The organism is Pseudomonas sp. Leaf127 (genome assembly GCF_001423155.1).
Lineage (GTDB): Bacteria > Pseudomonadota > Gammaproteobacteria > Pseudomonadales > Pseudomonadaceae > Aquipseudomonas > Aquipseudomonas ovata.
The window spans coordinates 224,135-247,100 of record NZ_LMOA01000012.1; the positions used below are offsets into that span (position 1 = coordinate 224,135).

11 protein-coding genes are annotated in these 22,966 nt (G+C 61.3%); 8 read left to right on the forward strand and 3 right to left on the reverse strand.

Features of this window, described 5'->3' with window-relative positions:
- Nucleotides 1-61 precede the first annotated feature (61 nt).
- From ASF84_RS08785 to ASF84_RS08815, 7 genes are all read left to right on the forward strand, one after another.
- Nucleotides 62-1,882: a hypothetical protein gene (locus ASF84_RS08785; RefSeq protein WP_056837290.1), complete on the forward strand. Its 1,821-nt coding sequence runs from the start codon at nucleotides 62-64 to the stop codon at nucleotides 1,880-1,882.
- 30 nt (nucleotides 1,883-1,912) lie between these two features.
- Nucleotides 1,913-4,318, forward strand: coding sequence for a hypothetical protein (locus ASF84_RS08790; protein ID WP_056837291.1), 2,406 nt, complete (start codon nucleotides 1,913-1,915; stop codon nucleotides 4,316-4,318).
- Nucleotides 4,319-4,336: 18 nt separating this feature from the next.
- Nucleotides 4,337-6,742, forward strand: coding sequence for a hypothetical protein (locus tag ASF84_RS08795; protein WP_056837293.1), 2,406 nt, complete (start codon nucleotides 4,337-4,339; stop codon nucleotides 6,740-6,742).
- 31 nt (nucleotides 6,743-6,773) lie between these two features.
- Nucleotides 6,774-9,155 carry a hypothetical protein gene (locus tag ASF84_RS08800; protein ID WP_156684185.1) on the forward strand — a complete coding sequence of 794 codons (2,382 nt, stop codon included), beginning with the start codon at nucleotides 6,774-6,776 and terminating at the stop codon, nucleotides 9,153-9,155.
- 31 nt (nucleotides 9,156-9,186) lie between these two features.
- Complete coding sequence (locus ASF84_RS08805; protein WP_156684186.1) at nucleotides 9,187-11,499, forward strand: hypothetical protein; 2,313 nt, start codon at nucleotides 9,187-9,189, stop codon at nucleotides 11,497-11,499.
- Nucleotides 11,500-11,544: 45 nt separating this feature from the next.
- A complete protein-coding gene (locus tag ASF84_RS08810) occupies nucleotides 11,545-14,445 on the forward strand; it encodes a hypothetical protein (protein WP_056837300.1) in 2,901 nt (966 codons plus the stop codon).
- A 123-nt stretch (nucleotides 14,446-14,568) separates the two neighbouring features.
- Complete coding sequence (locus ASF84_RS08815; protein WP_082481464.1) at nucleotides 14,569-19,209, forward strand: RHS repeat domain-containing protein; 4,641 nt, start codon at nucleotides 14,569-14,571, stop codon at nucleotides 19,207-19,209.
- Nucleotides 19,210-19,283: 74 nt separating this feature from the next.
- Here ASF84_RS08815 and ASF84_RS08820 read toward each other — a convergent pair whose 3' ends face one another.
- The 3 genes from ASF84_RS08820 to ASF84_RS08830 all read right to left on the reverse strand — a co-directional run bounded on the left by ASF84_RS08820 (nucleotide 19,284) and on the right by ASF84_RS08830 (nucleotide 20,901).
- Nucleotides 19,284-19,544 (reverse strand): helix-turn-helix domain-containing protein, encoded by a 261-nt coding sequence (locus ASF84_RS08820; RefSeq protein WP_162241248.1) that lies wholly within the window; start codon nucleotides 19,542-19,544, stop codon nucleotides 19,284-19,286.
- A gap of 101 nt (nucleotides 19,545-19,645) precedes the next feature.
- The gene (locus ASF84_RS08825) at nucleotides 19,646-19,912 is read right to left on the reverse strand and encodes a DUF6124 family protein (protein ID WP_056837302.1); all 267 of its coding nucleotides are present in this window, start codon (nucleotides 19,910-19,912) and stop codon (nucleotides 19,646-19,648) included.
- A 530-nt stretch (nucleotides 19,913-20,442) separates the two neighbouring features.
- The gene (locus ASF84_RS08830; RefSeq protein WP_056837303.1) at nucleotides 20,443-20,901 is read right to left on the reverse strand and encodes an REP-associated tyrosine transposase; all 459 of its coding nucleotides are present in this window, start codon (nucleotides 20,899-20,901) and stop codon (nucleotides 20,443-20,445) included.
- 361 nt (nucleotides 20,902-21,262) lie between these two features.
- Between ASF84_RS08830 and kdpA the strand changes: the two genes are divergently transcribed.
- Entirely contained in the window at nucleotides 21,263-22,957 is a 1,695-nt protein-coding gene (kdpA, locus tag ASF84_RS08835) for a potassium-transporting ATPase subunit KdpA (protein ID WP_056837306.1), read from the forward strand.
- Nucleotides 22,958-22,966: the final 9 nt, after the last annotated feature.

The window sequence follows — 22,966 nt, forward strand, 5'->3', positions numbered from 1 at the left end:
CGTACAACTGCCGGCATCACCCACTTGAGCGGCGGCCGCACGCCGTCGACAGGAGCGCACCATGGTCTTGCCCATGCCATCAGTCCCGGCCCTGCACCCCGTGGAAAACTGGATCGACCTGGTGCAATTGGGCACCTCTGACCTGGAGACCTACATCTACCACCCGGACATCGCCGACAGCTCTTTCTGGATCAACTGGCGCGGCTGTGACGCCCAGGGCAACGTCGTCGATGTGTTCGATATCGAATACAGCGTGATTGGCGACCCGGGTCCCGGCGGTGTGCAGGTGCTCATCGATAATGCGGACGTTCAGGCGCTGGACCAGGGCTATGTGTTCTATTCCTATCGCATCGAGAGCACGGATATGCCCGGTCAGCAGGGCGAGGAGTCGCTGCGGCGCTTCTTTTATGTGGGCACCCGCGAACGCCAGGGCGTTATCCCGGCGTTGGCGGTGGCGCAGTTCAAGCAATCCCACCAGTTGCAGATCATCCTGGACTGGATCGAGGGGGACGCTGTAGTGGTGGTGCCGCCTTACCGCGCCATGTCCACGGGCGACACCGTGACGCTCACGCTGGATCTGTATTTCATGGGCGATCCATTCGACACGCTGACGCTGCCCAAAGTGCTGGTCCCTGAAGACCTTGGCCAGCCCTTGCAATGGGCGGTGAGCAAAAGCGAGCTGGAGATTATCGAAGGCTCCTTCGTCGACGTCAGTTACAGCATTGCCTACGCCGTGCCCACGACCTCCAGCTTCAGTCCGGTGCAACGCCTGGAGGTGGTGACTCAGGAACCGATCAGTCGCCTGCCGGCCTTGATCATCAAGGATTTCAACGACAGCGCCCTGAACCCCGAAGCCTTCCCCGACGGCGTGCGCTTGCAGGTGCCGCTGTATCCGGACATTCAAGTCTGGGATACGGTGGTGATGTACGCCGACAGTGTCGCTGCCAGTCGCCAGTCCCTTGACCTGTATCAGGGCCAGGTCAAAGCCCTGCAAGTGGACATCTCGACCCTTGACAGCCAGGTACTGGAACTCACCCTGGACTATCCCTGGCTGCAGGCCAATAACGGCCGGCAGATGCAACTGGGGTACACCTACGCCCGCCTGAACGCCGCAGAAAGTGGCGACGTTCTGGCAGTCATGCTGAGCAAACCGTTGCACCTTCCGACGCCCATCGTCGAGCAAGCCACGGCCGAGGACTCCGGAGAGGGGCCACCTCGTGGCTATCTGTATGCCGATGATGTCACTGCCGGCGTGCACATCCGGATACCCGATGAGGCCGAACTGGGGCTTGACGGCCAGGTGCAGATGCATTGGCAGGGGCATGCCGGCACAGGCAGCATCATTGTCACCGAACCGATGCCCAGCCAGCCCAGGCGCTATTTCATCCCCCCCGCTGCCATACCGGCCAACATGGACAAGCGGCTGGAGGTTTTTTATCAAGTGACGACGGCCAGTGGCGAAGGTCCGTTCAAGTCCAGGGCGTTTGACCTGGCCATTCATGCCCCAACTCATGGCTGGCCGGCCATCCAGCTGACCGAGCCGCCGAGCCTGGACACGCTCTCGCTGGCGGCGGTGCCCCCCGGTGGTGCCGTGTTTATCCTGGAACGCTGGATGTTCATGGCCGCCGGACAACGGGTCAGGGTGCGCGTCGACGGGCTGGGGCGCGACGATAATCCATTGCGCATCCCGCTGCGCCAGGGCGCTGAGGAGCCGGTGACGGACGCCGAGTTCGCGGCAGAAAAACTGCAGGTCATCTTTGCACTGAGCGGCTTGCAGGCACTCAAGCTCCATAACGACTTTGTTGTCCGGGTCGAAACCAGCTTCGATGATGGCGACACCTATCTGCTCTTTGTAAGTGCCGTCATCCTGCTGACCCCCTGAGCAGAACCCCTACCGACAAGGAAGTCGATAATGGCCACCCATACCCTTGAAAGCCTGCTGCAATGGATGCGCGACCCTGACACCAATGTGATGTGGGGCTGGAACATGATTGCCGTCATGGCGCGCAACAAGACCAACCAGATCCTGATGCAGGAGTACCTGGCCCGGTACGACGCCGACAGCTACCTGCCGGCGATTACCGCCGAGGTGGTTGCAGAGGATTCAGGTTTCAAGCAGGTGATTCACGACTACCAGCTCGATGCGCCGCGCCTGTCCTTCACCCATGCCGACCTTGACGACGCCAGAGCGCAATTGGCAATGGCAGTGCTGGGCGGGGTGCAGATCGGTCTGAGAAAAAACCTCGACCTCTGGCATGTGACAAGCATCAGCGAAGCCGATCCGCTGCAAGGCCCCTGGCTGACGCTGGAGCTCAACCTTGAAGAAGTGCCCGGCACCGTGGGCGAAGACAACCGTGTGCGCCTGGATTTGCAACACAGTGACAACTTTCGGTTGACCCTCTCCGGGGATGAATATGAACAGCGCTTGAGCGGTGACGTCTTCAAGGACCTGTTCAATGAACTGCCACCACAGCAACGGGTGTTCGTGCTGGGCAGCATCGAGCCCGGTGGCGCGCAGGGGTTCAGGCCGCAAAGCTTCACTCTGCGCACCCAGAGCGCCGGCGAGCCGGCGGCCGATGCGCGTTCGGCGCAAGATCTGGACGGCGCGCTTCTGGTGTTCGTGCGCATGCAGGGCAGCGATGAGGGCGACCAGGTGGGCGCCTCGTTTCGTTACCTGATTCCCAATGATGCCGATCAGGATTTTTCGGCCACCGTGGTGTTGTCCCGCCGGTGGTTAAGGCCACTGATCGGGGCAGAGGACAAGTTGTTCGAGGCTGTTCAGAGCCTGCTCACGGGCAATAGCACGTTTGCGCGTCAGTATGACAGTGACGGTATTATCCGCTCGGCCGTCGCCCAGGACGGTGAGCTTTATTTTGCTGAATCGGGCTCTACCTTGATCCCGATGCCATTCATGAATTTCATGATCACGACCCAGATCTATTGCTCCGGTATCCGGTTGCTGGCAAACAGCACGCGCCCCTTGTCCATGCAGGCCGACGCACAAGGTCACTTCGATGTCAGTTGGGAAACCTCGGCTGAGGTGGGTTACGTACTGACTTTCGACGTTACCGGTAACAACCCGCCTGACCTGCCCACAAAAGTCTATAAATACCGGTATGACCTTTCGCTCTCGGCACGCTATGAATTTGTCGAAAGCGACAATGACCTGAGCTTCAAGGAGGTGCATTGGGACCTTGATCTGACCTCTACACAGCTGGAGTCCAACGCGTCGGCCACTTCCGAGGGGGCCGAGTGGTTGCTGTTCATATGGAAGGTGCTGCTTGAAGTCGAGAAGGTCGTCAGGCACAAGGTAGAGCCCAAGCTGAAAGACGCACTTCAAGCGTTCGGTATCAATATTCCCATAGGGGCAATGATCAAGGACTGCGTCAAGCTCAATTTCGGCCATGCCATCGAGTCACTCAAGCTGCGCAGACCCAGAGATACCGGTGTATTCGGGCGCATCAATCCGCTCACCACCACCCTGGTCGTCAGCCCGTCGCAGGTGCTGATGCCGGCCGGCGGCACCCAGCAGTTCCAGATGACCGGTGCCAGCCAGGGTATCGAATGGTCGGTCCACGAACTGGCCGGTCCTCAGCGGTCTGCCGGCAGTATCAGCCCTCAGGGCCTTTATCGCGCCCCCGCGGCAGACGCTATAGGCGGTCATTTCCAGCGTGTACGGGTGACCGCCAGCGAGCCGGCCAGCGGCAAGCGCAGCTCGGCGCTGGTCACCGTGGGGACCAACGCCCTGACAATCAACCCGCTGTATCAGGAGTGCAGCGTGGGTGAACGGGTCGAGTTACAGGCCGGGCGGCTGGGTGAGGGCAGCCTGCAGTGGTCGATCAAGAGTCCGGTGGCCGGCGAAAGTGGCACCGTGGTTCCGAGCGAACTTCCAGGCGGCGATCACACCTATTGCGCCGTTGATAAAAAGGTTCGCGGCAAACTGTTCGTGCTGGATGAAATCGAGGTGTGCGACACCATTACCGGGCAGGCGCGTTCGGCGCATGTCCTGGTATTGATGTGGCTGGTAACCCTGTCAATCACGGCGCAGGTTGTCGATGAACAGACCGCGCAACTGACAGCACTGACCGATCAGGAACTCGTCGGCCCGGTTGAATGGCAGCTGTGGCTGGGGCCGGGCGCCGTGGATGCCCAGGGAGTGTACCGCGTGAGCGAACCGGGCACCGCCCGCTTTGCCTTGATGTCTGCCAAGGCGCCCATTCCCGATGATGACTATGTCACCGGGTACATCATCGTGCCGCTGCCGCTGAGCGAGTTCGCCCGCGCCCTCGACGACGGCCCGCACAGTGCCCGCACCTGATGCCAAGGAGGCAAGCAAATGCCAACCAATACACTCCAAAGCCTGCTGGACTGGATGGCCGGGCCCGAAAGCAATGTGATGTGGGGCTGGGACGCCATCGCGGCGCTCGCCCGCGGTAAAGTCAACCTGCTGCTGGCCGGTGATGCGCTGGCCAGGCTCGACAGCGACAACCCATGGCCGGCGTTCAGCGGTGAGGTCATTGTCAGCGAGAGTCGCGCGAAAAACCTGATGCATGGCATTGCGCTGGGTGTGCCGCGCTTGTCGTTCGAGAATGCCACGGCCGACGATAGCCGGGCGCGCCTGAGCGTGCCGGTGATCGGTGGAATACGACTGAATGTGAAAAAAGCCGTGGACCGCTGGCGAGTGACCCGGATCGATGAGTTCGACCCACTGCAAGGGCCGGTGCTGTCTCTGGACCTGCAACTGGCTCAACTGCCGGGTCAGGTTCAGGGGCAAACCTGGCTGGGCCTGGATCTGCGCCTGAGCGACAACCCGCGCCTGGGACCTGAAGGGACCGACGTCGAGCAGCAAAGGGCCGGCGAGTTCTTCAAGGCACTGATCGATCAATGGCCCGAGGACCTGAGCGTGCTACAGCTTGGTGTACTTGACGGGTCGCCTGACCAGCCACTGCCGTTGCAGGCTTACCGCCTGCGCAGTCAGTTGCGCCGCGACCAAAGCCTGGCACCCAGCGCGTCAGCGGATGGCGACGGTGCACTGTTGCTGTTCATGTGCCTGGCTGGCCACGAGGAGGGCGGCAGCGTGGGGGCTTCGTTTCGCTACCTGATCCCGGATGACGAAGGTGCGGATTTTTCAGCCACGCTCTTGTTCGATCAACGGCTCAAGGGCGTTGAGATCGGTCAGCCGGGCACCGTGTCCGAACGCTGCGCCCGGTTGATCGACAGTCGCGATTTCACCGTCGAGTATGGGCAGCAGGGGCAATGGCGTTCAATGCAGGCCAACGCCGGGGTGCTGGCATTCGAGGCCGCCACCCGGACCTTGCCCGGATTCAGCTTCAAGGGCGAAGGCATGACGGCGAGCATCGCCAGTCCGGCATTGGCCTTTGCCGCGAACAGCAGCACGCCGCTGCGTATCGAGCAGCTTGAAGACCAGCAGGTCAGCATTGAGTGGGGCTCGAGCAGCACCTTGGGCAGCGCTGTAAGTTTCAGTTCGGCCAGCCGTAACGATTGGCCTGGCGCCATGATCGAAGAAGAGTATTTTTTCCATCTTTCGGCCCTTTACGCGCCCGATGAAAATGACCCTGCACGGTTGCAGTTGCGTGCCTGGCATATCGACATCGACGCGCGGCAGCAGCCGATGGCGCCATTGCCAGCCGGGGCGGACATGGAAGCGCTGGCCTGGCAGGTCTTCACCCGGTACGTCGGCCGCCAGATCGTCAGGCTGCTGGGACCGGTGATCAAAGCTGGCCTGGCCGAGGCCCTGAAGACCGGGTTCAGGTGCGAAGCTTCGTTGATGGGCCTGTTCAAGAACACTATGACGCTGGATTTCAGGCAGGCCATTCACACGGATGTAATGGCCCTGCCCCGGGATATCGGCGTTTTCGGTCGTGTCGACGCACAGCACGGCGCGCCGCAAGTCGAGCCGTTACAACCTGTGCTTGTGGCGGGCGGCACCCAGGTATTCAGCTGCCAACCGGCCAGCCAGGACCTGCAGTGGTCCGTCGCCTCGCTGCAGCCGCCTGACGGCGAGGCCGGCACTATCGACGCCCAGGGGCTGTATCGGGCGCCGACAGCCGCTGCCTTGCAGGGCCGTTTCCAGCGGCTGCGGGTTTCCGCCACCGAGGCGGCCGGTGGGCAACGCAGCGATGCGCTGGTGACCGTGGTACGTCAGGGTCTGACGGTCAACCCATTGATCAGCGAATGCAATCGGGGCGAGCAGGCCTTATTGCAGGCCGGCGTCCTTGGCGACGGTGACCTTGAATGGACAATCCTCGACCCGGTCGAGGGGCTCAGTGGTCGTCTGATCCTGCCCGAAGGCAGCAATCGCACGTGCATCTATCAGGCTACCGACCAACAGCGACCGGGCTGCACCTATGTACCGGAGCGGATCGAGGTGCGCGACAGCCTGACCGGCGCCACGGCACACCTGCTGGTACTGGTGCTGCTGGCCACTTCGAGCGTGAGCATTGACTGCGTCGAAGATCCAGTCCTGACGCCTGACCAGTTACGCCTGCAAGCGACGCTCAATGGCCAGGTGCTCTCGGGCGTGCAGTGGCGCCTGGCCCCGGGCGGGATAGGCACTATCGATGCCGAAGGCCTGTACACCCGCGATCCTGACGGGCCACTGCCCTTTGTCCTGGTGCTGGCCAGGATCGAGGGGGCCGGAATGATCTTCGAGGGGCATCTGATCGTGCCGTTGCCCTTGTCACGATTTTCCGGCGCACTGGCAGCTGTGACCCGGCACTGAGGTTCGATTCGATTGCCAGGGAGGCAACGTCATGAGTAGCAACTCAAAGGAAAGCCTGTTGCAGTGGATGGCCAATCCGCAAACCGACGTCATGTGGGGCTGGGATTGCATCGTGGCCATGGCTCGCCATGAGGCCAACCGATTATTGATGCATGAATACATCGCCCGCTTCGATTCGGGCACTTACCTACCCGTGATCAGGGGTGAGGTGCAAGACGCTGATGGACTCAAGCAGGTCATCCAGGATTTTGTGCTGGACTGGCCGCGCCTGTCGTTCGCGCACGGCGGCCTGATCGACAGCAAGGCACAGTTGACCATGGCCGTGCTGGGCGGGCTGCAGGTGACGATGAGCAAGCATGTCGACACCTGGCACGCCGTTACGATCAGCGAAATCGACCCCCTGCAAGGCCCGTGTCTGTTCCTTGACCTTGACCTTGACGAGGTGCCGGGCACGGTCGGTGAAGACGGCAGGGTGATGCTTGATCTGCGTCACAGCGACAACTTCCGCCTCAGCTTCAACCTGGATGAGAACGAACCCAACAAGGGCGGTGAATTTTTCCAGACGCTGTTCAAGGCGCTGCCCGACGAGCAAAGGATCCTGCTGCTGGGCATGATCGAACCCAACGCCGGCAGCCTGAGCCCGCAGTCGTTCAAACTGCGTACCCAGCGCGTGGCCGAGCCGACTGCAGCAGACCCGGGCGACGGCGCGATCCTGATCTTCATGCGTATGCAGGGCAGCGAGGAGGGCGGGATACCCGGCAACGCCTACCGCTTCCTGATTGCCGATGACCCTGAGCCTGGCGACTCCGCCACCGTGCTGCTCAGTGAGCAACGCACGCGCGGCCTGCCGGCCGATTACCTGCTCGACAGTTGTGCCATGCTGATTGCCAGCGATGACTTCGACAGGCAGTACGATGCCAGCGGGCAGCTGACTCAGGCACAGGCCAGGAGCGGGGCGCTGCACTTTGATGCCCGCACCGACACGCTGCTGCCGTTCGTGTACGAAGGCCAGTTTCTGCTGGTCACTCTGGAGTCTTCCAGCCTGTCATTCCCGGCGGGCGGCCAGAATCCCTTGACCATCAGGACGCTGGACGAGGGGCGCATCGCAGTCGAGTGGCACACCGAGGCTATGCGCTCCACGACATTCAGGTTCACCAAGGCCCATGGCGGCGAGCAGGTGGCGCCGGACGACATGATCGACCAGCGTTATATCCTTGACCTGTCAGCCGTCTATGGCTACGTCGAGGAGTACGGTCAAAACGTGTTCAAACCGCTCGACTGGACATTGGATGTTGCCCACCAGGACGTCAATGCCGCAGAGCAAATGAACTCTGGAGCCAATCCGGGATGGACATTGGTGGTGGTGTATGTGGTGGCTCAGTTGGTGATGTTATCGCAGCAACTGATCGACCCCTATATCCGCAGCATGCTTTATCGTGATTTCAGGTTTAGCACGCCCGTGCGTGCGTTTCTGAGCAACAGTCTCCAGTGGGTGACAGGAAAAACCATTGAGGTCGACGACTATCACCTGCCCCGCGACACCGTTGCGTTCGGCCATGTCGCTGCACGGTTCAGCGGTTTTACCGTCGAGCCTGCCGAGGTGACCCTCGGTGCCGGTGCCAGCCAGTCCTTCAGGGTCACGCCGGCCATCGAGCCATTGCAATGGTCAATGGCCGGGTTGAACACAGCCAGCACCGACCTGGGCAGCATCGATGCCAACGGCCTCTACCATGCCCCTGCGGCACCAACCCTCGACAGCCGTTGGCTACGACTACGGGTCACGGCCACTGAACCTGACAGTGGCCAGCAGCATTCGGCCCTGGTGACGGTGGTACGCGAAGCGCTGACGGTCAACCCCTTGATCCAGCAGTGCGCCAAAGGCGAACAAGTGACCCTGTATGCCGGCTGCCTGGACGATGGCCCTCTTGAATGGTCGATCCTCGACCCCGTCGACGGGCAGAGCGGCAGCCTGATCCCCGATGAGCAAGGTCTGCGTTGTACCTATAAAGCCATCGAACAGGAGGTGTCGGGCAGCGCGTATGTGCTCGAGCGAATCCAGGTACGCGACAGCCTGAGCGGCGCCAGTCAGGTCGTGTGGGTGCTGGTGATCCTCGTCCCGCCCAGCCTGAGTATCGCGCTACTGGCCGATGCCGCCTTGCCGCCCGGTCAGGTACGGCTGCAAGCCCGGCTGGACAGCTATTTTCCCGAGGGGGTGGACTGGCACCTGGCACTGAACGGGCCGGGCAGTATCGACAACGACGGCGTCTACACCAGCGACCCTGCAGCCTTGCAGCGTTTCGTACTGGTGCAGGCCAGGCTCGAGGCAATGGGCATGGTGCTCGAAGGGCATCTGACCCTGCCTCTGCCGCTTCAGCAATTCCCGGATCAACTGGCCGCCATGATCCGGCACTAGCGCTTACCACCATTGCCAGGGAGGCAATATCATGACGAACAACTCTATCGAGAGTCTATTGGCATGGATGAGCGAGGGCACTCGCACCTATGAGTGGGATGCCATCATTGCCTTGTCCGGCGACGGTGTGAACCTGGGCCTGCAGCAACAATATGCCCGACGCCTGAGCGAGGGTGAGTCCTGGCGGTTGCCGGACGCCGTGGTGCCGGTGCCCGGAACCCACGTGACTCATTACTTCCATGATGTGCAGGTCGGCCCGCCGTGTTTCACCTTTGCACAAGCCGGCCTGGACCGCTCGGATACATCCTTGCGTCTGCCCGTCCTCGGTGGCGTGGGTTTCAGGGTCGCGAACGTGGCCGGCATCCAGGAAATCACTCGTGTCGCAGCCTTCGATCCGCTCAATGGCCCGCAATTGCGCATGGACATGCAGCTCGCCAGTCAAACCAGTGGCGTAGGACTGGACCTGGCCCAGGGTGAAGACGTTGTGCTGGATTTCAGTCCTGCACCTGCCGAGCAGCGCGCGGCGGGTGACGTGTTCAAGGCCTGGCTTCAAGGGCAGGACAGCGCCCGGCGCAGTTGGCCGGTGGCCCGGTTGCCCGAAGCGGACAACCCCTTCATGACCTGCAGGCAGATCAGCTTGCGCACCCAGGCGCGCCCTGGACAAACGCAGGCGTTGCCTCACGCAGACCGAGACGGCGCACTGTTGCTGTTTGCGCGTATGGAGCACGGCATTGCCGGTGGATACCCCGGTCAGGATTCGGACTTCCGCTACCTGATCCCGGACGATGAACAGCAGCACTGTGCCGTGACCACTCTCTTGTCTTCTCACTTGCTGCACCGTGCGGCATTGGGCGAAGCCATGTCGCAACTGGCCGACGACGTCGAGTTCGAGTACCAGCCTGCCGACTCGTCCCACCAGGGCCGCATGATTGCCCGTCAGGGACACCTGCAAGTGCCCGCCAGTGCCTGGCACAACAACGGCCAGGAATTCGAGTGCGATGCGTTCACGCTCCAGGCGGCAGACGGCGCCGGAGGATTGCGTGCCGAGTTCAATCGTACCGTGGCAGTGCAAACCTTGCGGGCGCCTTGCACAGTGACCATACGCCACCGGCCCGAAGGCAGCAGTGAGGACTGGCAGAGCAGCACCGGAACCTTCAACGTTCATATCGAGTACGAGTTCTATCTGTCCGAGGAGCCTGATGAGTCCGCAGGCATGCTTGGCAATCTGTTCGCGCCCCTGCGCCATGTTGGCGAGACGTCGCGGGTGGCCGGGCTGGAGAATACCGACCCGGTGGTCCTGGCAAAGGTCGAAGGCTTTTTGGCCTATGTCGTCAAGCAGGCCCTGTTGGGGCGCTTTGCGCGCACACTGAACATCGCAGCGTCGCAGCGCTTTATCGACACGTTTCAAACCGCAGGCGGGCAGGCCCTGCAGCCTGTGCGCCGTGCGCTGCCTCATGACCATGCCGCCTTCAACGCGCTGGGCACGGCCGGGCAAGACTGGCAGTTCGTCGAACAACAACCCCGGGTGGCTGCTGGCGAAAGTCTGTTGTTGCAGACCGAACCGCCACGCAGCGGGCTCAGTTGGCGTGTGGATACGCTTGCGGGCAGCAACGGTGATCCGGGCACTATCGATCAGCAAGGGCTGTACCAGGCACCGGTGGCCGAGGCCATGGCCGGTCCGGCCAGCCAGGCGCTGGTCACGGCCAGCGAGCCGTCTTCAGGCGCCACCAGCACGGTCTTGCTGACCGTGTTCAGGCAGCCGCTGGCCATCGATCCATTGATTCAGGTGTGCAGCTTTGGCGAGCGCGTATCGTTCAGCGGCCTGGGGTTGCAGGACGGTGACCTGACATGGTCGCTGGTCAATCCGGTGCCGGGCGAAAGCGGAAGCCTGGAGCCCGACCAGGCATCTGCAGGTGCCTGTGTTTATCAGGCGGGCGCGCAATTGGCCGACCGCAACCATGTGATCGATGAAGTGCAGGTGCTCAACGCCGGCACCGGTCATGCACGCTCGGCCTGGGTACTGGTACGCCATCAGTTGCCATTGATCTTCATCGAGCCCGAAGCAATCCCGGGCGATGCGGCTGATCAATTGCAGCTGTACGCCTACAGTGCCTCCACCGGCAACTCGGTCGACGCTGTCTGGAGCCTGCCGCTGCAAGGGCCGGGGTCGATTGATGAAAACGGCCTGTACCACGCCGACCCGACCGCCAGCGAAGCATTCGTGCTGGTGGTTGCCACCCGCGATTCGGCCAGCAACCCAAGCCAGGCGTACCTCATCCTGCCGCTGCCCTTGCAGCATTTTCCGGCATTGATCGATTCCCTGAGCCGGCGGACCAGGCCTTGACCCGGGTCAGGCCAGTGCCTACAAAATTTAGCGAGTGATACCGTCATGTCCTACACATTGAAAGAACTTGAACAGATCATCGAAGCCGAGGGCGAGATCAACCAGGGCTGGGGCGCCGTTGCCGTCCTCAGCCGAACCGTGCTTAACCAGGTGCTCCAGCAACAGTTTATCCAGAATTATGCAGTGGCCGAACACGTGACGGTCGACACCGAGCTGACGCTGAGCGGCGGCGACGGGCTGGTCGCCCGGTTACATGACATCCAGCTGGGCCCGCCGCTGTTATCGTTCGAAACCGCCTCGCTGACCAATTCGCAGGCCACGCTGACAATGAGCTTCGAGAGCGGGCGCTTCAGCATACGTCGCGTATCGACCAGTGCGCCGCCCCTTGTGCACACCCTCTATAGCGTGGCCGGGCAAGGGTTCAAGCTGGTGATGACCATTGACCTGCACCAGGTGATCGGTGAAGTTGATCGCCAGGGGCGGGTCACGCTCGATGTAGGCGATGCCATCGAATACACCTGTAACCTTGCCGGTCGCGACGAAGCGGTCAACCGGCAATTGGCTGACCTGTTCAAGCGACACTTCGCCAGCCTGCAACCGCTGCGCAGAACGCTTAACCTGGCCATGCTGGAGCTGTGGAGGCTAGGCCCTCTGACGGTGCAGAGCTTTCGCATCCTGACTCAGGCCGCTCCGGGTGCCCGTGTCAAGGGAGCCAATAATTATGGTGACGGTGTCGTATTGCTGCTGATGCGCTTGCAAGCCGATGTGGGTGAGGGCACCTTTCCAGTGTCGTCTGACTTCCCTTACCTGATCCCCAGTGATACTGACTGGGATGACCAGGGCGGGTTGACCGCATCGCTGCTCATACACAGGTACCATTTCAGCCTGTACCCCACAGAGATCAGAGAGATGCTGATCCCCAGCCTGCGGTTTTCCCATGGAGGTTTTTTCCAGCCGCTCGTGGAGATTCCGAAGACAGACGATTTGTTCAATGAACACTGCTACTTCGGCCGGATCGAATCGCCTCTGATCAAGACTCGCCTGGAACCGGCATTTGTCACCGTTCAGGCCGGTGGTCGTGTGGATTTCACTCTTTATGGCCCCTCGGGGGCTGTGGTGCCGGCCAGCGAATGGCATGCAGTGAGCTTTGAAGGTCGCTTGCCTGTCAACCACGGCACCATCTCCAACGGCCGTTACCAGGCCGTGTCGCGCGCGGAGATGGGCCATGAGTTGCTGCATGTACTGGTGACTGCCGACTATGAAGTGGATAACTATGTCTACAGCACCTCTGCGCTGGTCACGGTGGTCTATGACAACCTGGCGGCGACACCGCAAGTCGGCTCTTACAGTGGCGCCTTGCTGGACCAGCCGATCGGCATGACCGGCTTTGACGCCAGCGGTGCGGACCTGCACTGGTCGTTGCGCGGTAACGCGCATGGCCGGGTGACCCAGCTTGGCGCCAATACCGCAGTGTTCGATGCGGCCGCGCATGTACGGCGCAAAAGCTTGCTGGGCCAGCAGGTCGACGTGCAAGGCGGCGCGACCACAGCCTCGACGCTGATGTTCGCCAGCGGCCAGCTCCTGCTGGCGACCGAGCCCTACCACGTTTCAAAGGTGCCCAGCGCGTCAACGGTGCAATTGCATTCCGACGCGGATGTGCTGGCAGGCTTGCCCAGGCGCTGGCGGGTCATTGGCGGGCGCGGCAATGTCAATGCTAACGGCTTGTTCACAGCACCCGACGATAGCAGCACGCTCGCAAGCGTGGTGCAGTGCGAAGTGGTCCACAACGACGTGGTGTTTGCCAACGGCTACAGCGTGATCGAACTGTATGACCAGGTGGATGAGCCTGCCTGGGAGGAACTCGTTCGCTTCGAAGTCAAGGTTGTAGGCGCTGTGGATCCGGCACACGGATCATTGCTTGCCAATGGCTACCAGCAGTTGCAGATTCTGGTCATCGTGGAAACCGCATTAGTCGATGACAAGCCGGTTCCCTTGAGCATGCAGGAGCTCAATACGATGAAACTGGTCGATACCATCTCCCATCAGGAGCTGCAACCTATCCTTGAGCTCAAGGAAGAGGACGATGGCATTCCTGAGGACGACCCTGAGCTCTGGCGTGTGCGTGATAAACCTAACCGCTTTGAACTTGCCAGCCCGTCAGGCCTGGCCCCGCCGATACTGCCGGCCAATAATGCGTCGACCAGGACCAGGACGTTTTATCTGCACACCCGTGCCCCGGCTAATCAAGCCTCCAGCTTCTATGCCAAATTCAAGGCCTCCGCTACCGAAAAAGAGTGGGATTCGTTAGAGCACAGCAACGGTACTGTCGAGATCATCCCTGCCAGGGTCCCGGTTCCGGCGGCATCGGAATACGAGTTCAAGCGCGAGCGCGTGGCCGGTGGAAGGGGCGATGGCAGCAACCCCGATGATGATTTCCATTTGCATCTGCGCACGATTGATTACTGGACCCTTAAATATCACGATCGCTCGGGCGGGTGGGTAAGGTTTGTGAGAATGGAGGTGGTGAGTCCGACTCAGTATGCAGGCAGTTACATACCGACTGCATTGATCGCCTGGGAAAGTGAGGCTGCCTGGGAAACCATGTTCAGTTGGACAGGGCTCCAGTTCCAGGACCCTGTACATCCAGCGGGAGGTGTAAATATCAGGATTGATCCTGTTCTGACGGAAAGTATTTTTGGTGACTCCGTTACCGAGGACTTACCGGAAAACCTTCCGGACCCGGAACCAGGTGCCCTGGTCATCAGTTTGCACCGCACCGACGATGTTGCCTATAAGGACCCTAAAGATCCTGAACGTTGGAAATTCCACGACCATATGAATTTCCTGCTTCGGGATGAACTCGGCAATCCCCATAAGCTCAGGATCGCGTTCGGTGCGCTCGGCAGCGCGGGTCGTCGCAACGAGCTGAAATTGACTAACCGATAAGCTGATTCACTTGCGCGCAGGACAAGGACATCGATAAAGGCGCGCCCTGCGGCAACCGGGCCGCCACACGACGATAAGTCCTGACCCTGCATGATGACCTTCAAGGATGACAGGTAAACCATCATGACGACCTCCACTTCAGTGCATTCCAATGCATTCAATTTCATGAGCTTCCTGAGCAACGGCGTCGACCCGCGCACCGGGCAGTACACGGTGTCGATCAGCCTGCCCGAGGTCAAGGCCAACGCACTGCGCGGCCCGGGACTGCCGCTGGTGCTCTCATATAACCCGCTCAACACCGTCGACAGCGGCCTGGGCCTTGGCTGGTCCTTGCAGCTGTCGCAGTACGCGCGCGACAAAAGCATCATCTCCCTGAGCAGCGGTGAAAGCTTCAAGATCACCGGCACGCAAGGCGCTGACCGGCTGGTGATGAAAGAACAGAAAATCGACAGCTTTCATTTATACAAACAAGACAGCCCCGAGCAGTACCGGGTGATGCACAAGTCCGGCCTGGTGGAAATTCTCGAGCCTCAGGGCAGCGCATTTGCCGTGCCCAAAACGATCCACGCTCCCGAAGGCCATAAGCTTACGCTGGAGTACGTGGTCTTCGATAACCAGTGGCCGTTGCTGAAGGTGATCAAGGACCAGGCCGGCGAGGAGCTGCTGAGCATCGAGCGCGCCAGCAACGAAGTCGTGCTGCTGCTGGGCCCGACGGCCGGTCCCGACGGTGGGCCGCTGGCACGTTTCAGCATGACCCTGGACGGCGACACGACCGTCAAGCGCATCACATTACCCACCGATAACCTGGCCAGCTGGCGCTTCGAGTATGACCCGATCTACGGCAAACACCCGCGCATCGTCTCGGTCGAGACACCTACCGGTGCCCACGAGCGCCTTTACTACGAGGACAGCGGGCACCCCTTTCCTGGAAGCACTGGCCGCGACAACCTGCCACGGGTAACCCGGCATGTCATCGAGCCGGGCTTTGCGCAACCGCCGCTCGATGTGAGCTACACCTACAGCCCGGAAAATTTCCTGGGTGCCGGCCTGAGCATTGGCTGGGACGAGGACGGCCTGGACAACCTGTACAAATATGTAGGGTCTTACGCCTATACCAGCACCGAAAGCCAGGTGGTCGACAGCGTGTCGCGTGCCATCACCCGCACCTTCAATCAGTTTCACCTGTTGACCCAGGAGCACACCGAGCAGGGCAATGCGGTCAAGGACATTGAGACCCGCTATGGCCTCCTGGCCGGCAAGCCTTTCTACGAGCAACCCAGCGATTGCCAGTTGCCCAAGGAAGTCGACACCCGCTGGAGCCTGAAAAACGACGCAACCCTCCAGCGCACCGAGAAAGTCATCAGCGCCTACGACGCCTACGGCAACCTCACCCGCGAGCAGCAGGCCAATGGCGTGACCGAAACCCGTACCTGGTACCCCGCCGACGGCTCGCAGGACGGTTGCCCGGCCGACCCCGAGGGCTTTGTGCGTCAACTCAAGGAACTGACGGTGACCCCGGCAGCGGGTGAGGGCTGCGCGCCGGTATTACGCACGCGCTACCGCTATGTGGCTTTGCCGGCCCTCGACGGCAGTGGCCTGGCCGACTGGCTGACCCAGGACAGCGAAACCCTGCTGCAGGTCAACGGCAGCGCCGAGCAAACGCTGCAATCCACCACCTTCAGCTACATCAATGCCCCGGCCGTGGCCTTGCTGCATGGCCAGCTGGAACAGCAGACCCTGACCCTCAACGGCCTGGATACCAGCACCCACTATGCCTACAGTGTCGAAGACAGCCCGGCCTTCGCCCAGAGCGTATTGCACACCGTCCAGACCCTGAGCGGCTTCGATGGTCAGCAAAAGGTGATTACCCTGGAGCATTCATTGCTCAATGGTGAACCCTTGTTGAACCGTGACGACAACGATGTAGAAATCCGCTACCAGTACGATGTACTGCGGCGGGTGACCCGGGAAACCGTGGCGCCGGGTACGGCATTCGAAGCCTTGCGCCAGTACACCTACACCTTGTGCGCCAACGCCGGCGAGCAAGCCGAGCAGACCGTCATCGATGTCAAGCAGGTCAAGACCACCTCACGTTTCGATGGCCTGAACCGGGTGGTCTTCGAGGCGCGCGACGATGCCGACACCCTTGGCCGCGCCAGTGAGCCGCGACAGATCTATGCCGCCGAATACGACGCCTGGGGGCAGTTGGTCGAAGAAACCGAATTCGACTGGCTCGATGATCGACAACTGGCCCTGACCCGCAGGCTTGCTTACGACGACTGGGGACAATCGTTCAGCGAGACAGGTCCGGACGGAGTGAAAACCGTCGAACAAACCGACCCCATCGGCACTGACCAGTCCCTGGGGCCGATCCAGTGCAGCTGGCGTGAAGGCAGCGATGGCAGCCTCGGCGGCAAGACCGAAACCTGGTTCAATCTGTTCGAAAAGCCAACCCGCATCGAACGCAAGGACGCGGCGGGCACACCGGTGAGTCTTGAGACAGTCACCTATGACGGCCTGGGGCGTACCCATGAAGAAACGCAAATAGTCGATGGCGTGGCGCGCATCACCCGCTTCGGCTACGACGCCTTCGACCGTCTGCTCGACAATACCCTGGCCGATGGCAGCATTGTGTCGCGCACCTACGCGGCGCACAGCACTGAAGACTTGCCGGTGAGCATCCGGGTTCAGGACGGGGTCAAGCAATCGCTGCTGGGCGAACAGGTCTTCGACGGCCTGGACCGGCGGACCCGTGCCATCACCGGTGGCCGTGAGCAAGTGTTCACTTATCTACCCGGCCAGCGCCAGCCCGAAAGCGTTACCACGGCCAGCGGCCAGGTCATTGGCTATGAATACGATCTGCAACTGAGTGAGGAGCCGCGTCTGCGGCATTTGCCTGGCAACGTGGCCGCCCTGTACGAGTACGACGAACACAACGCCCGCCTGATCAGTTGCCAGGAGCAGGGCGAAAGCCTGAGCCGCGAGTACTTCAGCACCGGCGAACTCAAGAGTGAAACCCGCCAGTCCGGCGACGGTGTCGCTTACCAGATGTTCTATCGCTACAGTCGCCTGGGGCGGCTGCTGACCTACACCGATGTGCTCGGCCAGCAACAGCTGAATGTCTATGACACTCAGGGGCGGCTGGACAACACCACCCTGGTCACCACCACGGCGCACTTCACCTACGACGTATTCGGTCGCCTGATGAAGACCGAGACCGCAGACAGCGCCAGCGGTCAATACCTGCATACCGAGCTGGAATACGACGACTTTGACCGCGAAAAACGGCGCACCTTCAACCTCAATGGTGTTGTGCAGTCCCTTGAACAGCACTGGAACGAAGCCGATGAAGTGCGCCAGCGTACCCTCATGCAAGGCGCAGATACACTGCGTAAAGAGCTTTACCAATACGACAAGCGCGGTCGTTTGAAACGGTACGACTGCGCCGGCAGCCAGCCCCCGGTAGACCCCTACGGCAATGTCATCGTCAACCAGACCTTCACCTTTGACGGGCTCGACAATTTCAAGAATGTCCTGACCCGGTTTGCCGAAGGCTCCAACATGGCCACCTATACCTACTCGGTTGACGATCCGGCGCAACTGGTCCATATCAAGAACCAGGGCGCCAATTACCCGCAAGAGATCGCACTGACCTACGATGCCGACGGTAACTTGACCCAGGACGAGGCCGAACGCACCCTGACCTACGATGCCCTCAACCGCCTGACCTCGGTCAGCGGGCCGGGCGGTGGCGGCGGCTACCGCTACGACCCACTGGACACACTCAGTGGCCAGGATGACGATCAGCGCTTCTACTGTGGCGGGCAACTGACCACCCGCGTGAGTGACGCAGGCCAGGTGTCCTACCTGCGCGGCGCCGAACAGCTGCTGGCCGAGCACGGCAGCGACGAGCCGCAATTGCTGGCGACCGATTCCAATAACAGTGTGCTGGGTCAACTCGACAGTGACGGTGTCGATGGGCATCGCTACACCGCCTATGGCCACAGCGTCCCAAAGCCTGAAGGCTCGGTGGGGTATAACGGCGAATTCACCGAGCCTGCGACCCGCTGGCAACTGCTGGGCAACGGCTACCGGGCGTATAACCCGGTGCTGATGCGCTTTCACAGCCCCGACAACCTCAGCCCGTTTGAAGAGGGCGGGGTGAATGCGTATATGTATTGTGGTGGGGATCCGGTGAATCAGGTGGATCCGAGTGGGCACAGTCCGTGGGGCGGTTTTATCAGGCTTTTCAGAAAAGTGAAAACCGTTGGTGCCATCAATCCCCCACTGCCTAAAAAACTAGCCGAGGGAGGTGACACTGCGCGGCTCAGCAAACTGACATCGGACGATGTCGGTAGTCTGCAAAGACTGGAAAACTTCAAACGCACGGCTTACGAGAATGAGACAACCCTCTACAACAAAGCCGTGAATCGCATCGGCATGACCGACGCCGATATACAGCCGTATCAACAGCGTGTTGCCGCTGCAATGGATGAATTTCAGCGCGTAGAAAGTGCGCGTAAATATGCCAGTAATAATGTGGGCAAGCAGCGCATTACCCCGCAGTCACGTCACGCATTGAGTGAAGATCTTAATTGGCACGAGGCTCAATTGGCTGAAACCAAGCGTCAGGCTCAGTTGGTCTACCAACGAGGCCGTCAAGCGAACTACCAGCGCCAGGTGGGTGACTTTGAGACTCGGAGGAATGCCTATTTGACCACGGCCAAAAACAAAGACGTCAGAGCTCAAGAAAAATATAAATAGCCTGGAGGTGAGCGATAGAGCCTGAGTTCTACCGCTCCAAAACGTGTTAACAACCGTCATGCGCGTGGTGGTGATCAGTGTATCAACACCACGCCCTGCTCAATCGCCTTCACCACCGCCGCGCGCATGCTGCACACCCCGAACTTGCGTCGAATATTGCTCAGGTGAAAGTTGATCACCGCCTCGCTGCGCCCTTGTATGCGGGCGATTTCCCAGGCGGTCTTGCCGAGCATGGCCCAGTGCAGGGTTTCGTGTTCCTTGGGGGTCAGGTGCACCGTTTCAGTGTCGGGGCAGGCGTGTGTTTCGATGTGGTTCATTACAGGTTCCTCGTCCATGAAAACCGGACTTCACCTTAACCCGTCGCGCGGCGGCTGGAACCTGACAGAAATGACACCGGGCGCAGGCGCGGCTACGGCACGCACCTGCGCCCAAGGCGCTACTCGGGGGTGGGCGGTGGCGGCGTATCGATCTGCAGGTGATCGATGATCAGGTCGATCAGGTCCTGCGCCTGGGTGATCAGGTGCGTGGTCGACAGCGCCAGGGCCCGCCGCTGGCCTTGCAGGCTGTCGGCGCATTCATAGGCGGTGGCGTAGGCACACTGCAGCAACTCCGAGGCATGGGTGAGCGGCGCTTCATAGGTGAGCAGGGACGGCGGCAGAGGGCGCCGGGGTGGAACGGGTGGGTCGGGGACGATCTTTTTCATGGTTGACTCCGTGATGTTGATTGGAGTCGCCACCACCGCGCGGCCAAACGCATTGGGTGGCAACTGCACAAGGGTTGGCCGACCGGAATATGGAGTCAAAACCCGGCACACCCGAAGGTGTCCCTTGTACAGTCGCCATAACACGCAGATGCGGAAAAACACCCGCAACGACGTCTTACGCAACTCCATATCCATAGGCGGCCAAGCCCTGCCACCGGGACAATCCCGGCGACGTCAGGCAGCCTAGTGACTGAAATGCAGAGGCGCAAGCGGCCGGGATTTTCTCGGAAATTTCCTTCAATGGAAAGAGAGGCTTCTTGCAATCACCCGTCAGAAACGTCCGAAATCCCCCGATTCCAGGTTTGCCCCTGCCACCCCACGCGCTACCTCCCGCGTAGGAGCGCGCTTGCCCGCGACCGGCTGCGTTAGCAGTCGTAAATTTTCAGCGTCTACACAATTTTTGCGAGCGCTTCGCACTCGGTCGCGGGCAAGCGCGCTCCTACCTGCCACGCCGCGCAGTCGCGGCGATATCAAAGCCAGACCGCATCCCACAACGGGTAATCACCGATGCGCTGCACCAACCCGGCCCGCAGGGGATTGGCAACGATATACCGCGCGGCGTTCTGCAGGTGTTCTTCATGCCGCAAGGCGCTGTCATGAAACCCTTTCTGCCAGATACGCGGCCTGGCCCGCCCGCTGGCCACGATGGCCCGTGAACTGCCTGCCTTGACCCGGCGCATCAAGGCGCCAAGGCTGCCGGCCTTCAATTCGACCAGCCAATGGAAATGATCCGGCATCACCACCCAGGCCAGAGAGCGAGCAAACCCGGCCTGCTCTGCCTGACGCAACTGCATCACCACCAAGCGCCCCAGCCAGAAATCCGCAAACAACGGTCGGCGCTCATGCACCACACCGGTCAACAAGTAGATTCTTCCGGGTTCCGAATACCGTCCCTTGCGCAAATCCGCACCGCGAGCATCCATGGGCATTCCATTGCCTCCGTTGAAAAGAATCACCAACGGTAGCCATGAATGGAATCTGTCGAAGCCCATCAGTAATGCGCAATGTGTCTTCCCCCGTAGGAGCGCGCTCTGCCCGCGACCGAGTGCGCAGCGCTCGCAAAAATTTCGAAAACGCTGAAAATTTACGACTGCTGACGCAGCCGGTCGCCGGCAAGCGGGCTCCTACCGTAAAACCGTAAAACCGTAAAACCGTGAACCGTAAAAGCCCTGGCTGCCAGCCAGTCTTTACACATTCTTTATGCCCCACCGCCCTCTGTGCCCTCGTTCCTTTACGCCCCCCTTGTCGACAATGGCGCCAGGCGATCAGCGCCGCACCAAGGGGAGTTCGATGCACGGATATGACTATTTATTGATCGCCACATTCTTCGGCCTGCTGCTGGTCAGCGCGCCGTGGTTGGGGCGGTTCTGGTTCAACGTGATGGAAGGCAACAGCACCTGGCTGACACCGGTGCTCGGCCCGGTCGAGCGCGTGTGCTACCGCGCCGGCGGCATCGACCCGCAGGCAGGGCAGGGCTGGAAAGCCTATGCCGTGGCCTTACTGCTGTTCAACCTGCTGGGCTTCATTGCCCTGTTCGCGCTGTTGCTGCTGCAAGGCGTGCTGCCGCTCAACCCGCAGCAACTGCCAGGGCTGGAATGGACGCTGGCGTTCAACACCGCCATGAGCTTTGTCACCAACACCAACTGGCAGGCCTACAGCGGCGAGGCCTCGTTAAGCTACCTGAGCCAGATGCTCGGCCTGACCGTGCAGAACTTCGTCAGCGCCGCCACTGGCATTGCCGTGTTGGCGGTGTTGTGCCGCGGCATCAGCCGGCGCAGCACCGAGAACCTGGGTAACTTCTGGGTCGACCTGACCCGCGCCACCCTCTACGGCCTGCTGCCGATCAGCCTGCTGCTGGCCGTGCTGCTGGTCTGGCAGGGCGTGCCGCAAAGCTTCAGCCACTACGTCGATGCCCTGACCCTGCAAGGCAGCGAGCAGAGCCTGCCGATGGGCCCGGCCGCCAGCCAGATCGCGATCAAGCAACTGGGCACCAACGGCGGCGGCTTTTTCGGCGTCAACTCGGCGCACCCGTTCGAGAACCCCACGGCGCTGAGCAACCTGTTCGAGCTGCTGTCGATCCTGCTGATCCCGGCCGCCCTGGTGTTCACCTTCGGCCACTATGTGAAAGACATGCGCCAGAGCCGGGCGATCCTGGCCTGCATGCTGCTGTTGCTCAGCCTTGGCGTGGGCGTGTCGTTGTGGGCCGAATACGCGCCCAACCCGGCGCTGGCCATCAGCGGTGTCGAGCAGGTCGCGCCCCTGGAGGGCAAGGAAACGCGCTTCGGCACCACCGCCAGCGTGCTCTGGGCCACCGCTACCACGGCGGCGTCCAACGGCTCGGTCAATGCCATGCACGACAGCCTCAACCCGCTGACCGGCCTGGTCGCGATGGTCAACATGATGGTCGGCGAAGTGATCTTCGGCGGCGTCGGCGTGGGCCTCAACGGCATGTTGCTCAACGTGCTGATCGCCGTATTCCTGGCCGGCCTGATGATCGGTCGCACCCCGGAATACCTGGGCAAGAAACTCCAGGCCCAGGAAGTCCGGCTGCTGGTGGCGACCCTGCTGGTGATGCCGGTGGGCGTGCTGGTGCTGGGCGCCATCGCCGCCAGCCTGCCGGGGCCTGCGGCGGCGGTCAGCAACCCCGGCCCGCACGGCTTCAGCCAGCTGCTGTACGCCTACACCTCGGCCACCGCCAACAACGGCTCGGCTTTCGGCGGCTTTGGTGCCAACACACCGTTCCATAACCTGATGCTCAGCCTGGCCATGTTCATCGGCCGCTTCGGCTACATCCTGCCGGTGCTGGCCCTGGCCGGCAGCCTGGCGCGCAAGCAGGCCATGCCGCAAGGCACCGACAGCTTTCCGACCCACGGGCCGTTGTTCGTCACCTTGCTGACCGTGACCATCCTGCTGGTGGGCGGCCTGACCTTTTTGCCGACCCTGGCCCTGGGGCCGATTGCCGAACACCTGAGCCTGGGCCTTTGAGGAGTCAAC

Bases quoted from the DNA above. Each gene is read 5' to 3' on its own strand.
- ASF84_RS08785 (WP_056837290.1), top strand. From the start codon at position 62: ATGGTCTTGCCCATGCCATCAGTCCCGGCCCTGCACCCCGTGGAAAAC.
- ASF84_RS08790 (WP_056837291.1), top strand. From the start codon at position 1,913: ATGGCCACCCATACCCTTGAAAGCCTGCTGCAATGGATGCGCGACCCT.
- ASF84_RS08795 (WP_056837293.1), top strand. From the start codon at position 4,337: ATGCCAACCAATACACTCCAAAGCCTGCTGGACTGGATGGCCGGGCCC.
- ASF84_RS08800 (WP_156684185.1), top strand. From the start codon at position 6,774: ATGAGTAGCAACTCAAAGGAAAGCCTGTTGCAGTGGATGGCCAATCCG.
- ASF84_RS08805 (WP_156684186.1), top strand. From the start codon at position 9,187: ATGACGAACAACTCTATCGAGAGTCTATTGGCATGGATGAGCGAGGGC.
- ASF84_RS08810 (WP_056837300.1), top strand. From the start codon at position 11,545: ATGTCCTACACATTGAAAGAACTTGAACAGATCATCGAAGCCGAGGGC.
- ASF84_RS08815 (WP_082481464.1), top strand. From the start codon at position 14,569: ATGACGACCTCCACTTCAGTGCATTCCAATGCATTCAATTTCATGAGC.
- ASF84_RS08820 (WP_162241248.1), bottom strand. From the start codon at position 19,544: ATGGACGAGGAACCTGTAATGAACCACATCGAAACACACGCCTGCCCC.
- ASF84_RS08825 (WP_056837302.1), bottom strand. From the start codon at position 19,912: ATGAAAAAGATCGTCCCCGACCCACCCGTTCCACCCCGGCGCCCTCTG.
- ASF84_RS08830 (WP_056837303.1), bottom strand. From the start codon at position 20,901: ATGCCCATGGATGCTCGCGGTGCGGATTTGCGCAAGGGACGGTATTCG.
- kdpA (WP_056837306.1), top strand. From the start codon at position 21,263: ATGCACGGATATGACTATTTATTGATCGCCACATTCTTCGGCCTGCTG.